Source organism: Deltaproteobacteria bacterium, from assembly GCA_016210005.1.
Lineage (GTDB): Bacteria > Desulfobacterota > Binatia > HRBIN30 > JACQVA1 > JACQVA1.
The window spans coordinates 1-14,083 of sequence record JACQVA010000196.1 but is presented as its reverse complement, the minus strand read 5'-3'; the positions used below and the strand labels follow the sequence as shown (position 1 = coordinate 14,083).

Here is a 14,083-nt window from a genome sequence, read left to right as displayed (position 1 = left end):
GCCGGGCCCGGCCGTATCAGCTCGCCCGCTTGCCGATCGCCCGGTTCGGCCATTCAGGTTTCCTCGTGGTCTGCGGCGTGCTCGTGAGCGGGCCGCGGGCAGGGATCGGCTCGCCGCAGCGCGGCGGCACCACTGCGGTGCACCGGCTGCGGCACACTTGAGGAGATTACGATGAGCGTGATGAATACCCACCGCGGCAGCACTCTGCGGAGCGCTGCCGTCATGATCGCTGTTGGCATCGCGGTGGCGGCCATGCCGCGCACCGCTTTGTCACAAAGCCCGCCGCCATCGGAAGGCCGCGAGCAGATCGAGCAAGTTGAGGTCTGGGAAAAGCGCCTGCCGGTGACGGACGGAACGGCCAACTCCACTATCGGCGGCCGCGAGGCCGAGGAACGAGCGGCCAAAGACATCGGCGAGCTGCTCAGCTCGTCCGTGCCCGGCGTCAGCGGCCAGCGCTACGCCGGTAGCCACGTCGACCCGGTAATTCGCGGCATGCGGGCGGACCGGCTCAACGTCTCAATCGACGGCACCAAGATCTGGGGTGCCGACCCGTTTCGCATGGACCCGCCCACCTCGCTCGTGGACGTGGAAGAAATCGAAAGCATCGAGGTCGTCAAAGGTCCGTACACGGTAACCCGCGGCCCGGCTGGTATTGGTGCCACCGTCAACATCATCACCAAGGCCCCTGAGCTGTCGCCGGAGTTCGCCGCCCATGGCGCGTTGTCGGCCGGCTACGTCACCAACGTCGACGGCTGGGGCGTACACGGCGCCACTTGGGCCGGCGGTGCCACCGCCGCGGCGCGGCTGGCAGCCGGCTACCGCGACTTTGAAAACTACCAGTCCGGCAGCGGCGAGCTGGTACCCTCCGGCTTCGAGAACCGCTCCTTCGCCGGCAAGCTGTTGTGGCAACCGACGCGCAGCGATCGCTTGCGCCTCGACCTCAACCTCGACTCGGACCGCAACGTGCAGTACGCGACCACCATGATGAACGCGGACGAAGATGACGCCGTCATCGGCTCGCTGGCGTATTCAAAGCAGCAGCCGCTGCCGGCGCTCGAAGAGCTGCAACTCGCCGGATACTACAACTACGTCCACCACCGCATGAGCAATCGCGGCAAACCCGACGCGCAGATGATGCCGATGGTGTTTCCGCTCGACTCGCGCACTGCCGGAGGCCGGGTACAAGCGAACGCGTCGTTGCCCGGCAACGGCAAGCTGGCATTCGGCGGCGACACTTACTACCTCGAACGGCAGGGCACCCGGCATGCGTCCGGCATGGGCGGCATGTCACAGGCGGTGGAGGTGTTTGCCGACACCCACATCCTCGACGGCGGCCTGTTCGCCGAACTGGCGTATCCGTTGCTCCCCGGCGTACGCACCATCGTCGGGGCGCGGCTGGACTTGGTTGACGCCGGCGCCAGCCCCGACGCCATGGCGCGCAGCAACTTCGCGCACTACAACGGTAGCGCGGCCGATGACGTTACGGCCTTCGAGATCAACACCAGCGCCAACGGCCGCTTGATCTACTCGCCGATCGAAGCGCTCGACCTCTTCGCCGCCCTCGGGCGCAGCCTGCGCACGGCGGATACCACCGAACGCTTCTTTGCCCTCGGCCCCGGACGCGGCGGCTACGTCATCGGCAACCCGCTGCTCGACCCGGAGCAGAGCTTCGAGGCCGACATCGGCGCCAATGCGAACTGGCAACGGCTAAGCGTGAACGGCTCGTTCTTCTATAACCGCATCGACGACTACATCCAGCAGGTGAAGCTGGCCACCGCCGATCTCAATATGGACGGTAAGCCCGACACCATCTACGGCTACCGCAACCTGGAGCTCGCCACGCTCGCCGGCCTCGACTTCGGCGCCAGCTACGCGCTCACGGGCGATCTCAGTGCTTTGGGCTCGCTGGCATACGTCCGCGCCGAGAACGAAGATAGCGACCAGCCGCTGCCGGAGATCCCGCCGCTCGAAGGCAGTATCGGCTTGCGCTACGAGCGTGCCCGCGCCGGCTCGTGGCTGGCGTGGGTGAACCCCAGGCTGCGGCTGGTCGATCGCCAGGACCGCATCGACGCCGGTTTTGGGGAGAACGAAACCCCCGGCTTCGCCACTTTGGATCTGCTCGGCGGGCTGCGCTGGGGCGAGCGCTACGAACTTGGGCTGGCGCTGTCAAATCTGTCGGACCACAACTATCACGAGCACATGACTCGCCTTAACCCTTACACCGGCACCGAAGTGCCCGAGCCGGGCCGGATGGTGAGCCTGACCCTGCGCGCCTCACTCTAGCTCGCCCGCTACAGCCCCGGCGAGCGGCGGATTACAACGCGGCGGGGGCGGCATGGTCGCCCCCGCCGCCCGTCTTAATGCTGGATCGCCGGCGCTGCTTGCCAGGGCTCGGGCCGTGGTGGATAAGAATGCCGCCATGGCAGGTGCGATCATCGAAGAACTGAAGAGCGCGATACTCGGTCTCGACATGGAGGCGGCGGTCGCCCATGTTCGCACCATCCTCGGCGGCGACGCTGGCGCCGCGCCGGAGGCCGTCAATGCCGTCACCGCGGCGCTGGCGGTGGTCGGCAAACGTTTCCAAGACGGTGAGTGGTTCGTCGGCGAGCTGGTCTACGCCGGCGAGATTGCCAAAGCGGCCATGGCGCTGCTGACCCCGCGGCTGGCCGCCGGCGCCGCACCCCGCCGCGGCACCGTCGTGGTCGGCACGGTGGCCGGTGATCTGCACGACCTCGGCAAGAACATCTTCCTCACCTACGCCCGCAGCAGCGGTTTCGAGGTCGTCGACCTGGGCACCGACGTGCGGACCGAAGCCTTCATCGCCGCGGTCAAAACACACCGGCCGCTCGCCCTCGGGCTGTCGTGCCTGCTCACCATCACCGCCGGTGAAGTCGGAACGGTCATCGCCGCCCTCGAACAGCACGGCCTGCGCGACACCGTCAAGGTGATCATCGGCGGCGCCGCCCTGACAAAACGCTTTGCCGGCGAAATCGGTGCCGACGCCTTCGCCCCCGACGCGGTCACCGGTACCGACATCATCAAGACCTGGAGCGCGGCGTGACGGACTTCAAACGGCGCTTCCTGACGGCACTGAACCACGAAGAGCCGGACCGCGTGCCGGTCATGGGCCTGATCCTGGACACGGCGACCATCAACCAGGTGCTGGGCAAGAAGCCCACCGACGTCGTCAGCCTGATGAAGAAGCCCGTCTGGCGCAGCGTGCTCAAGCGCCTGATGAATACCGGCTGGTATTGGAACCGCATGCTCTACCGCAACATCGCCGGGGCGTTAGAGAGCGCCGTCAGACTCGGCTTCGACGCCAACTGGACGATCTACTACCAGATGGAACTCAACCCCGATCCGTCACCGCTGGGGCTGGCTTTTCACGACGTCTGGGGGCGGGTCTGGGAAATGGGCTCCGACGGCAAGGGCAACATGATCGTCAACTACACCCGCCCGCTGTGCCCGACCGAGCGCGATTGGGAGACCTGGGTCGAACGTAAGCGGCCGGTGTTCGAGCGCATCATCGCCGACGCCACCGCGTGTCACAAGAAGTTGGACGAGGCGTATGCTGATCGCATTCTCGCCATCGGTTACGCCGCGCCGGGGATTTTCGAGAACAGCTGGCAACCGATGGGCTTCGTCAACTTCACCACGCTGGTCTACCAGAAGCCGGAGTTCGTCAAGCGCATGATCGCGTTTCACACCGATTTCTACCTGCGCTACCTCGAAGGCGTGATGCAGTCGGGGGCGGAGGTGGTGCGCGGCGGCGATGATCTCGGACAGAAGACCGGCCCGTTGATGCGCCCCGAGCTGATTGAGAAGTTTTACGGCGAGAGCTACCGGCGCATCGCCGATCTCGTCCACCGGCACAAGAAGAAACTGCTCTGGCACTCGTGCGGCAACATCTACCGGTTCCTCGACAAGTTCGTCGAGTGGGGCTTTGACGGCCTGCTGACGATGGAGCCCACCGCCGGCATGGATCTCGCCAAAGTCCGCGAGCAGGTCGGGCACAAGCTCGCGCTCGTCGGCAACCTCGATGTCTCGCACCTGCTGGTAAAAGGAACGCGCGAGGAGGTCGAAGGCGCCGTCAAGCAGGCGATCCGCGCCGCCGCCCGCGGCGGCGGCTACATCTTATCGGCGGCGCATGCCCACCCGTTCGTCGATGCCACCCGGCTCGAGTGGATGGTCGACGCGGCCCATCGCTGGGGCAAGTATCCGATCAGCATCTGAGGTGGAGCGAGCCCGTCATTGCACGACCGGCGGCGCCTCCCTATGAGCGCGCCACCGCCGCACAGGAGGCCAGCATGGCAGAGCCGCAGCTGAAACAATTGGGGGTAGTGCTCTTCCCCGGGTTCGAATTGCTCGACGTGTTCGGGCCGGTCGAGATGTTCGGCAACCTGACGGGCGTGCTCAGTGTCGCGATGGTGGCACAACGACAGGGAGCGGTCGCCAGTGCACAGGGTCCGGCGGTGGTTGCCGACTACGGCTTCGACAACTGCCCGCACCTCGATTTGCTGCTCGTGCCCGGCGGCATCGGTACCCGCGAGGAGATCGACAACCAGGCGATGCTTGACTGGCTGGCGCAGCGTGTCGCGGCGGCCGAGATCGCTATGACCGTGTGCACCGGCACCGCGCTATTTGCCCGCGCCGGCGTGCTCGACGGCCGGCGCGCGACCACCAACAAGATGCTGTTCAACTGGGTGGCGGCGCAAGGACCGCGGGTGGACTGGGTCAAGGAAGCCCGCTGGGTGGAGGACGGGAAGTTCGTGACCGCCTCGGGAGTGTCGGCTGGCATCGACATGGCACTGGCGGTGATCGCACGAATCAGCGGCGAGCCCATGAGCACGATGCTCGCTGTTGCCACCGAGTACGAGTGGCACCGCGACGCGGCCTGGGATCCCTTCGCGAAGCTTCACGGCCTGGTCTGAGCGGGCGCATCGAACTGCGCCAGTACCAGCAGCCGTTCTAGGGTTAGCAGCTCGGGCCACTGGGCCACGACCGGAATGACGCTGGGCCGCGTCGGCCGCAAGCCGTTAGGATTCCAAGTTTCCGTCAGGAATTACCACCCAAGGTACCAGGTTGGCTCGAAGCCGGAGACCACGTCACTGCATATTACGCACTCACCAACGTCTGCCCGACGCCTGGCGTCCTCGCCGTTGCCCCTTCCTAGCGTGGCTTCATGCCCTCGGCAGCATCGCCGATGCGGAAGACACGCCGGGTTTCGTCTTCCCATCTGGTCATCGGCAGGCTCCTCTGGATCTCGCGGGCTCGTTTGATGAACTCCAACTTCCCCTCGCGATCGCTGGACCACTCCTTGGCAAACGCGCCCGAGCGGATCTCTTCGAGTGACTCCTGCATCTTCTGCTTCAGCAGCGGATCGAGGTCGAAGTAACGCAGGCTGCGCGACATCGTCCCGTACTGGCTGGTGTGCGAGTGCAGCTCGTGCTGCCGCAGCGCGCCCAGCTCGCGCATCTTGAGAAAGCTGTACGCCAATTCGCCGGAAAGATAGAGCTCCATCAGCACGGCTTCGGGCGGGTAACCCGCTTCGACCAGCGTGTCGATCGCCGTCAGCATTATCCGGCCGAACGCCGGTCCGAAGGCTTGCTCGCTGAAGAGATCGAGCGTTGCCTCGTCTTTCAAACTCATCTCCAAACAGCCCGCGCGCGTCGAGCCGAGGGCGCGGGCGAGCGCGAGCAAGCGCTCCTTGGCCCGACCAGTCGCATCCTGGTGCACGCCGACGAAGCTCGGGAAGCCCTCGCCGGAGCGGTACGAGTCGCGCACCCCGGCCCCGATCATACGCGGCGCGATCATGACGACATCGACGAAGTCGGGCGGCACGATCAGACCGAAGCCGATGTTGTAACCGTGGGCGAAGTTGAGCAGGTCGCCCGGCTGCAAATGCGGCGCGACGGCGCGCTCGTAGACCTCCGGCATGACCTCGTCGGGCGTGAGCAGAAACAGCACCTGGGCGCGCGCGGCGGCCTCGGCGATCGACACCACCTCGAAGCCGGCCGCCACGGCCTCCCGGCGATACGAGTCGTCGATGTTGCCGACGATCACCGCAAGGCCGCTGTCGCGCAGATTCTGGGCCTGCGCACTGCCTTGGTTGCCGTAACCCAGGATCGCGATCGTTTGTCCCTGGATCGCCTCCAACCGTGCATCCTCGTCGTGGTAGACAACCGCCATAACACGCTCCCTTCCGCCTCATCGAGGCTGATGTACTGCGCGCACCGAACCGCCGCTTAGGATGTTGACCGCGCCGGCCGGGCCCGCGGTGATCTTGACGATCGCTCTGCGCTTGCACTACCTTGGTCAAGTGACCAATATCGCGCGCGTATGATTGCTGCCCGCCCAACCACAGTCAAGCCGAAACAGCAGGGCGCTCGCCGAGCGTCGCCAGCCACGGCCCGTCTGCCGGGCCGGCGCTCAGCGGTGGCGGCGGCCGGTACGCGCGAGCGCCTGCTGCAGCAGGCGCAGCGCCTGTTTGCGCGCAAGGGCTACGGGGCCACGTCGCTGCGCGAGTTGGCCAAAGTCGCCGGCGTGCGGATGTTCACCGTTCAGCACCACTTCGGCTCCAAGCAGCAGCTCTATGAGGAGATCATCCGGCGCTGGGACCAGGAAGTGCAACAATTGATCTCCCGCATCCTCGCCGAGCCTATCGCCGCCACGCACCTGGTTGAACACGTGGTGGACAGGCTCTTCGATTTCTTCTTGGCCAACCGGGGGCGGGTGGCGCTCAACGCGCGCGCGGTATTGGGCGAGGGCGTGCCCGGGCGCCTGGTGCTCAGCGATCGCAGCTGGGTGCGCTTCGTCAACGCTAACCTGGCGAGCCACCAGCTGAGCGCGGTCGGTCTCGACACCGACCTGCTGCTGATTACCGTCGAAGGCATCTTGCACAATCACGTGCTGGCAGCGTCGCACTACCGCCACCTGTACGGGCGCGACGTGACCGATGCCGCGGTGGCGGCGCGCGTCAAGCGGCATCTGACGCAGGTGATCCTCCGACTCGTAGGCGGGACGAATCGGCGGCGACTCCCGAGCGGGCACCGAGCAACGGCCAGGCAATGACTGGCGCCACCCGCGAGAGCGGCCTACTACAGGGGGCGGCAACTCTAGCTGCCGCCCTGTTCACGCTCGGTCGCTCCTACCGCCGCTTTGACTGGAGCACGGCAGAGGATGAGCGCCACACGGCGCGCACCGCAGACGGGTGGAACCTGGCCTTGTACCGGTATCGGGCGGCGGGACGGCCTCGGCCTTTCCCGGTGATCTGTAGTCACGGAATGGCGGGCAGCCGATTCATTTTCGATCTCCATCCGCGCTACTCGTTGGCCCGGTACCTCGCCCGGCACGGGTTCGACACCTGGCTCGTGGATTTGCGGGGTCGCGGTGACAGTTGGCCGGACGGCGGCAACGCTCGGTCACTGCAATGGAACTTCGACGACTTCGTTGAGCGCGATCTGCCGGCGGTGGTGGGCCGGACCTGTGAGATCAACGGCGCCACGCAGACGTTCTGGATCGGCATGGAAATGAGCGGCCAGGCGTTGTACGCGGCCGCCATCGCCGGCACCGCCACGGCTATCCGGGCGGCGGTCACCTGCGGCTCCCCGGTGCTAACGCCGCCGACCGCACTGGTACCAGGTGTGACATCGGCCCCCAAGGCACGCCGCCGCGGCCGGGTGCCGTTCGGCGCCGGCTCGCGGCTGGCCGGGCCAATCCTCGCCTATCTCGGCGCCCGCGTCCTCGAGAGCAGCTTCCGCGCCTGCAACAGCGATCCGCTGGTGGTCGCCCGCTACATGCGCAACGGCATCCCCGACGAGGCAACGGACTTGGTCGATCAGTTCGCGCTCTGGGTGCGTGAGCGCACGATGTGCAGCCGGGACGGCTCGGTGGTCTATTCCGAACGCCTCGACGAGGTCAGGCTGCCGCTGCTGGTCATGGCCGCAGCGCGCGATCTGCAACGCCCAGCAGAGGCGGTGCGCGAGGCCTTTGACGCCTGCGGCAGTTCGGACAAGACCTTCTTGCGCGCGGGAGTCGCCGGCGGGTTCAGCGTCGACTTCGGGCACGACGATCTGCTGGCCGGGTTAGCTGCGCCTGCAGAGGTGTTTTCCCGGATCGCCGACTGGCTCGTCGCGAGGTGCGAGCCGCGTTGAACGAGAACCCGCAGACTCGGTGAAAGGAGCACGCGCCATGGATCTCGGTGAAGATCTCAGTCAAGCAATCGCGATGGCGGCCGCGTATGCCGGTGAGCTCTCGTTTGGGCGGCGCCAGTACACGCGGGAGCTCAAGGGTGTCGACATCACGGTCGTGGGTATCCCCTTCGACCAGGGGACGACGAACCGTCCGGGCGCCCGGCTTGGTCCGCGCGCCATCCGCGAACAGTCGTCGCTCGTGGCCTGCTATCCGTGGGGACTGTGGCCGTGGGATTTCAACGTGTTCGAACGCGTTCGCGTCATCGACTACAGCGATCTGGCGTTTCCTCCCGGATATGCCAGCCGGATGATGGAAGCCGTTGACTTCCACGTGAGTCGAATCATCGAGGCCGGCAGTGCCGTCCTCACCTTGGGAGGCGATCACACCGTCGCCTACCCGCTGCTGCGAGCGCACACCCAGCGGCACGGCCGGCTCTCGCTGATCCACTTCGATGCCCATTCGGATACGTGGGACTTGGGCGACGACGTGAACCACGGCACCCCGTTCTTTCTCGCCGCACGCGAGGGCCTCGTCGATCCAGCGCGTTCGGTGCACGTGGGCATTCGCACACCGAACCCGGAGACGCACGGGTTCACGGTCATCGATGCCGATCGGCTTCTCGACCAGGGCGTTGAAGCGGTGGCGCGGACCATCCGTGACGTGGTCGGCAGTAATGCCGCCTATCTGTCGTTTGATGTCGACTTTCTCGACCCCGCCTACGCCCCGGGCACCGGCACACCCGTGGTCGGCGGCCCGACGACGCAGCAGGCGCGCCGGCTTCTGCGCGGCTTAGCCGGATTGCGCATTGTCGGTGCCGATGTCGTTGAAGTCGCTCCACCGTTCGATCCGGCTGGGCAAACCGCCTTGGCCGCCGCCACTATTGCCCACGATCTGCTCTATCTCATCTCGATCGGCCGGAGGCCGCGGCAATGACAGACGTGGTGGTAATCGGGGCCGGAATGGCCGGCGTCACTGCGGCGCGCGCGCTCGCCCGTCAGGGCTTGGCAGTCGCGGTGGTTGAGGCGCGTGATCGCATCGGTGGGCGCATCTACTCGGTGCGCGACTTCTGCGCTGTGCCGGTGGAGGGCGGAGCCGAGTTCGTCCATACCGGCGATGCCGAGACCTGGCCGGAAATCCACTCGGCCTCACTAACCGTGAGGCCCTGTCCGCTGGCACGCAACAGCATGTTCAACCTCGGAGGCCGCACACTCTGGCTGCCCTGGATTCTCATGCAACCGAGCGTCTGGCCCAGCTTTCCCATCCTGCGGCAGATCCGGCGCATCGGCTCGCAGGACATCTCGGCGCGCGAGTTCATCGAGCGCCACGGCTTTCGTGGCCAGGCGCGCATCATGGCCGAGATGACGTTGACGGCACACCTCCCGGGCAGCATCGACGACGTGGGCGTGCGGGGATTGCTCGAGGATCGGGTGCTCAAACTCGAGACCGGTTCCTACCACCGCGTCACGGACGGGTATGACAGACTGCCCTCATACATAGGAAAGGGTCTCGACATCCGTCTCGGTTTCGTGGTCGAGACCGTTCGCTGGGCGCCAGACGGAGTGCGCTTGATAGCGCGTGATGGCCGGGAGATCACGGCGCGCGCCACGATCTCGACCCTGCCGTTCGGTGTGCTCAAGTCGGGCGCGGTCCGCTTCGTTCCCGAGCTGCCGGAACACAAGCGGTCCACGTTCGCGCATCTGGAGATGGGCCCCGTCCTCAAGCTGCTCCTGCATTTCAAAGAGCCCTTCTGGCCGCGGTGGCTCACCAACCTCGGTTGCGGCACGGGGCCCGTGACACTGTACTGGCCGGTGTTCTACGGCACCACCGGTCTGCCGGCCGTGCTCACCGCCTACTGCACGGGTCCCAGAGCGGCGCAGCTCTCACGGCTCGGCGAGGCGGAGGCGGTGGATGTCGTGCTGGCGGACCTGCAGCGTCTCTTCCCCAAGGCCGACCCGCGGCGAATGCTGCTGGCCGCGCGGCGCATCGATTGGGCCACCGACCCGTTCGCCTGCGGCGGCTACACGTTCTTGCGGCCCGGAGGCACCGGCTCACGCGCCCGCTTAGCCGCTGCCGACACCGGCGCCCTCTTCTGGGCCGGCGCCGCAACCGCAACGCCAACGATCTCGGACACGGTGCAGGCCGCTTACATGAGCGGCCTGCGCGCCGCCGCGGAAGTGCAGCGCCTCCTCACCGGCTCGCGGTAGGGGGGCGGAGCAAGCGAGTTGGCGCCGGGGCGGACAGCGCGCGCCGCCGACACGTGCACGGCGACGATCGGGCCGATTGACGGCTCGATTCTGGTGGAGGCCAAGAACGTCAGCGGAACGCTCCTGTGGGGCTGGACGGCGGCGACGCAGATCCAACCCTTCTTCAATGCTGCGACGTGCACGCCTCGATCGGCACTATGCACCTGGCCAAGGGTCTGGAGTTCCGCGCCGTCGCGGTCATGGCCTGCGACGATGAAATCCTTCCGCTCAAAGAGCGGATCGAGTCTGTGGCAGACGAGACCGACCTGGAAGAGGTCTACAACACCGAACGCCCCTGCTGTACGGTCGCGTGCACCCGTGCCAGAGATCACTTGCTGGTAACGAGCGTCCACCCGGCCTCAGTGTTTCTAGCGCGTTGCCGCCATTTTCGGGGCATTGAGCGATCACCATGGGGGCGAAGATGGCGAGTTGGCTGGCGGCGTTCGTCGGCGACAGCTCAGCGCATTGGATCCCAGGCCAGGGCCACCGAGCCGCCGATGCCCCAGTCGGGGGACTCGTCGGTGAAGCCGGCGGCGGCGGTGGGGCGGAGGAGGATGTCCACTGCACCGGCCGCTAGCCGTATGTCCACTCCGGGCTCGAAGAGCACAACGCTTTGTGAGTCGTTGGTGTCGAAGCTCTCTCCGAGTAGCTCGGCGCGCACGCCGATGATGTCGGTGATGGGCGCGAAGAGGCCGCCGCCGTAAACCCACGAGTCGAAGGCGTTGGAGCTGCTCCAGTAACTCGTGTCGCTGCCGGGAAAGGTGCGATACCCGAAATGGGCGCCGAGATCGACCGGGCCGAGATGCGCAGTGGCGCTGCCGTAGGGCAGCAAGCCGACTTCACCGGCACCGAGCCCGTCGCTGTCGTCGCCGGTGGGGAGCGAAACCTCCAACCCCAAGCCGGCATCGGCCCACTCACTACGCAACGGCACGGCCTTGCCGTAGAGCCGCAAGTCGCCGATGCCGTCGGCGTCGAACGACTGCGACACGATCGGCCCGGGTCCGCCGCCGCTGCTGCCACTGATGTCGCCCCTGATCGAGTGGTACAGGATGAAGACGCCGCCTTCGAAGCGGTCGTAGCCGTAGACCAAGCGCGGAGCGACCGTGGTCGCGTCAACGGACACGCCCGACTCCTCCGTCGTGCTGAAGCCGGTGGCGACCTCGGCCCACAAGCCCCGTGCCACCTCGGTGTCGAACTCGAAGCGACTAAAACTGCGCGGCACCTTGCGCGCGTCCTCCGCGCCCACCGCCGACGCCGCCAGCAACCCCACCACTGCGATGATCGCCTTCAACATCAACCCCATCGTTCCATCCTCCCTTCGGTTAGTTGTGCATCTTGCTACCAGCGGCGCCCGGTCTCCCCGCGCAGCCTTGAGGCCGCGCGTGTCTCCGTACGCCGCGTCGGTTCTCAATCATGTGTCTTCACGCCTCGCAGTACGCCTTCCCAAGCCTGAGCCTGCAGGCCGACCCTACTGGCTCTTTCTAGCAATCGCGCTAAGTCCCCATGGCCCTTACAGTGGCCGGACCACTCGCCAGCATTCTTTAGCACCTCTCTCGCTTTCAAGACCCCATTGTCTCCTGGCAGGATGCGAGCTGCATGCGCGTCTGCCCCAGTTTTCCTTCGCTGGGTCTGTCGCTATCCACCCTGAAAAATCTCATACCTCGTCTCAGCAACTGGCCGCTTGCCAATGATCGAGTGGCCGAAAGCATAGCAAGCCAAACCGGCCATCGCTCCAAGGCCCTGATAACAATACATAAATGGAATAAAAAGTAATGACTGAATGAGGAACACGAACCCGCAGGAGGTGAACGCCGCACGAAGCAAGCCACGATTCAGTGTCCAGATCAGGATAATGCACGCCGCGACTACAATGCCGCTACTCTGGATACCAGAAATAACCACCAGCGGGGGCATCAGCCAGGACACCACCACGCAGGCAATATTTCCGATCTTCGTATTGAGATTATTGTTCCAGATGCGATCACGGATCATCACTTCTATCCATGGGATCGCTCGATGGAAAATATCGGACACTAACAAGTCAATGAACGTGTAGCTCTTCAAGTGTACCACCTGAATATCACCGCGAAAGAGGATCCGATGATTGTTCCGGCGTAGCTTGTAGCCCAAGGCTATATCCTCAATGCTCGCGGCTTGATAAGCAGGTTCGAACCCGCCATAGAGATCAAAAGTGCTCTTGCGAATGGCCATCAACCCGCTCGCCAGCGTCCGGCCCTCTGGGTTCGCTGTCTGATGCACATGGTGATGGCGGAGATTCTTAAACTTGGAAAAGAAACCTGACCTCGGTGTATGGGCCGCGAATGAACCGACCACGGCATCCATCTCGGGGTTTGCATGCAGCACATTGACAAAACAGTGCAAAGTATCCGCTTGCATCAGCTGGTCTGCATCGAAAAACATCAGGATATCGCTTTGGGCGTGACGTGCCCCAAGGTTGCGGCAGTTGGCGGCCATAATATTGGATGCTAACGAGATGACTGTGCAGGGGAACTCTAGGGCAATGGCCAAAGAATGATCGGTCGAAGCATCGTTCACGACGATCACCTCGTAACGTACACCTTGACTGGACAAGATCGACTCCAGACAATCCCGTATCGTTTCGGCAGCATTATACATCGGTATAATAACACTGATATCCGGTTTGACGGCCGGCCATACTGCTCTCTTTTCGCTCATAGTTGTCAGCGTCTTCATTTGACACGGCACGGACGCATGGCCGCCTGGAGACGATACAATGTGGCGTAGACCGCCGCATAGTGTCCATCCAGTTTTCTTTGGAACCTCTCCCGGTTATCGTGCAGGTTAATCTCAAGACGACTCAGCTGATAGGGATCATCACCCAAGTGGTTTGTACGATGCTGAAGGCACGTACAGGCATACGTATACCCAGCCTGACGGACGAAGCGCACGACGCGGTCATCATAGTATCCGAAGGGGTACGCCAACCCGGTGATCCGGTGACCAATCATCCCTGACAGGAACTCTCGCGATGTTGCCATCTCATAGCGTAGCGCCGCATCAGAGAGTAGTCGTAAGTCGACGTGGGAAATGCTATGAGAGCCGATCTCGATACCATGAGCCACCATCGCCATGATCTGGGCGCATGATAATGCAGGTGGTACGTCCAAGCGGCCTGTATCAAGGAAGAGTGTTGCCGGAACACCATACGCTTGGAGAATAGGCCATGCATGCGTGAAAATGGACTCGTGCCCATCATCGAAGGTGATCACTGCGCAGCGCGACACCGATGGACTACTCGCAAGCAGGCGGACCAGTTCACTCGCTGTCATCATTGTGTAAATGCGCGATAACCAAGCGACTTGGCTCTCGAACAGGCTGCGAGGCACAGTAAAAGGATTCAGGGATATCTCAGAATCGTCGACAATGCGATGGTAGAGGAGGATAAGGTTGCCGCTCTGCCATGCCTCTAACAATGGGTTATTGTCCTGGAATGACAAGAGTCCTGCCGCTGCTCCGAGCAGGCGCTCACGCCATCGGACTCGTCCTATACAGGCGCGCATAATTAAAGGGACATGATGATCAGCAGAATGGGTGGAGGTAGCCACGGATCGTTTCGGGATGCGCCTGCATATCGCCGAACACTCTGCTCAGGGTGCCGATGAGTT

General features: G+C 64.4%; 12 protein-coding genes and 1 pseudogene. 9 read left to right on the top strand and 4 right to left on the bottom strand.

Annotation, left to right across the window (positions count from 1 at the left end):
• Positions 1–171 precede the first annotated feature (171 nt).
• The 4 genes from HY699_19260 (at position 172) to HY699_19245 (ending at position 4,931) form a co-directional block, all read left to right on the top strand.
• The gene (locus HY699_19260; protein ID MBI4517949.1) at positions 172–2,283 is read left to right on the top strand and encodes a TonB-dependent receptor; all 2,112 of its coding nucleotides are present in this window, start codon (positions 172–174) and stop codon (positions 2,281–2,283) included.
• A 52-nt stretch (positions 2,284–2,335) separates the two neighbouring features.
• Entirely contained in the window at positions 2,336–3,061 is a 726-nt protein-coding gene (locus HY699_19255; GenBank protein MBI4517948.1) for a cobalamin B12-binding domain-containing protein, read from the top strand.
• Positions 3,058–4,233 carry a hypothetical protein gene (locus HY699_19250; protein MBI4517947.1) on the top strand — a complete coding sequence of 392 codons (1,176 nt, stop codon included), beginning with the start codon at positions 3,058–3,060 and terminating at the stop codon, positions 4,231–4,233. The genes HY699_19255 and HY699_19250 overlap by 4 nt, the downstream gene beginning before the upstream one ends.
• A gap of 74 nt (positions 4,234–4,307) precedes the next feature.
• Positions 4,308–4,931 carry a DJ-1/PfpI family protein gene (locus tag HY699_19245; GenBank protein MBI4517946.1) on the top strand — a complete coding sequence of 208 codons (624 nt, stop codon included), beginning with the start codon at positions 4,308–4,310 and terminating at the stop codon, positions 4,929–4,931.
• A gap of 238 nt (positions 4,932–5,169) precedes the next feature.
• Here HY699_19245 and ilvC read toward each other — a convergent pair whose 3' ends face one another.
• A complete protein-coding gene (gene ilvC, locus HY699_19240; protein MBI4517945.1) occupies positions 5,170–6,189 on the bottom strand; it encodes a ketol-acid reductoisomerase in 1,020 nt (339 codons plus the stop codon).
• Positions 6,190–6,435: 246 nt separating this feature from the next.
• Between ilvC and HY699_19235 the strand changes: the two genes are divergently transcribed.
• The 5 genes and pseudogenes from HY699_19235 to HY699_19215 all read left to right on the top strand — a co-directional run bounded on the left by HY699_19235 (position 6,436) and on the right by HY699_19215 (position 10,807).
• Positions 6,436–7,071: a TetR/AcrR family transcriptional regulator gene (locus tag HY699_19235; protein MBI4517944.1), complete on the top strand. Its 636-nt coding sequence runs from the start codon at positions 6,436–6,438 to the stop codon at positions 7,069–7,071.
• Positions 7,068–8,153, top strand: coding sequence for an alpha/beta fold hydrolase (locus tag HY699_19230; protein ID MBI4517943.1), 1,086 nt, complete (start codon positions 7,068–7,070; stop codon positions 8,151–8,153). The genes HY699_19235 and HY699_19230 overlap by 4 nt, the downstream gene beginning before the upstream one ends.
• A 37-nt stretch (positions 8,154–8,190) precedes the next feature.
• Positions 8,191–9,126, top strand: coding sequence for an agmatinase (gene speB / locus HY699_19225; GenBank protein ID MBI4517942.1), 936 nt, complete (start codon positions 8,191–8,193; stop codon positions 9,124–9,126).
• Positions 9,123–10,397: an FAD-dependent oxidoreductase gene (locus tag HY699_19220; protein ID MBI4517941.1), complete on the top strand. Its 1,275-nt coding sequence runs from the start codon at positions 9,123–9,125 to the stop codon at positions 10,395–10,397. The genes speB and HY699_19220 overlap by 4 nt, the downstream gene beginning before the upstream one ends.
• Positions 10,398–10,582: 185 nt before the next feature.
• A pseudogene (locus tag HY699_19215) lies at positions 10,583–10,807 on the top strand (DNA helicase).
• An 86-nt stretch (positions 10,808–10,893) separates the two neighbouring features.
• Here the strand turns inward: HY699_19215 and HY699_19210 are convergent.
• The 3 genes from HY699_19210 to HY699_19200 all read right to left on the bottom strand — a co-directional run bounded on the left by HY699_19210 (position 10,894) and on the right by HY699_19200 (position 14,023).
• Positions 10,894–11,739 carry a hypothetical protein gene (locus tag HY699_19210; protein ID MBI4517940.1) on the bottom strand — a complete coding sequence of 282 codons (846 nt, stop codon included), beginning with the start codon at positions 11,737–11,739 and terminating at the stop codon, positions 10,894–10,896.
• Positions 11,740–12,071: 332 nt separating this feature from the next.
• Positions 12,072–13,151, bottom strand: coding sequence for a glycosyltransferase family 2 protein (locus HY699_19205; protein MBI4517939.1), 1,080 nt, complete (start codon positions 13,149–13,151; stop codon positions 12,072–12,074).
• The gene (locus HY699_19200) at positions 13,148–14,023 is read right to left on the bottom strand and encodes a polysaccharide deacetylase family protein (GenBank protein MBI4517938.1); all 876 of its coding nucleotides are present in this window, start codon (positions 14,021–14,023) and stop codon (positions 13,148–13,150) included. The genes HY699_19205 and HY699_19200 overlap by 4 nt, the downstream gene beginning before the upstream one ends.
• Positions 14,024–14,083: the final 60 nt, after the last annotated feature.

Excerpts from the sequence above, each read along its gene's own strand:
- HY699_19260 (MBI4517949.1), top strand. The coding sequence starts at position 172 with ATGAGCGTGATGAATACCCACCGCGGCAGCACTCTGCGGAGCGCTGCC.
- HY699_19255 (MBI4517948.1), top strand. The coding sequence starts at position 2,336 with ATGGTCGCCCCCGCCGCCCGTCTTAATGCTGGATCGCCGGCGCTGCTT.
- HY699_19245 (MBI4517946.1), top strand. The coding sequence starts at position 4,308 with ATGGCAGAGCCGCAGCTGAAACAATTGGGGGTAGTGCTCTTCCCCGGG.
- ilvC (MBI4517945.1), bottom strand. The coding sequence starts at position 6,189 with ATGGCGGTTGTCTACCACGACGAGGATGCACGGTTGGAGGCGATCCAG.
- HY699_19230 (MBI4517943.1), top strand. The coding sequence starts at position 7,068 with ATGACTGGCGCCACCCGCGAGAGCGGCCTACTACAGGGGGCGGCAACT.
- speB (MBI4517942.1), top strand. The coding sequence starts at position 8,191 with ATGGATCTCGGTGAAGATCTCAGTCAAGCAATCGCGATGGCGGCCGCG.
- HY699_19220 (MBI4517941.1), top strand. The coding sequence starts at position 9,123 with ATGACAGACGTGGTGGTAATCGGGGCCGGAATGGCCGGCGTCACTGCG.
- HY699_19210 (MBI4517940.1), bottom strand. The coding sequence starts at position 11,739 with ATGGGGTTGATGTTGAAGGCGATCATCGCAGTGGTGGGGTTGCTGGCG.
- HY699_19205 (MBI4517939.1), bottom strand. The coding sequence starts at position 13,151 with ATGAAGACGCTGACAACTATGAGCGAAAAGAGAGCAGTATGGCCGGCC.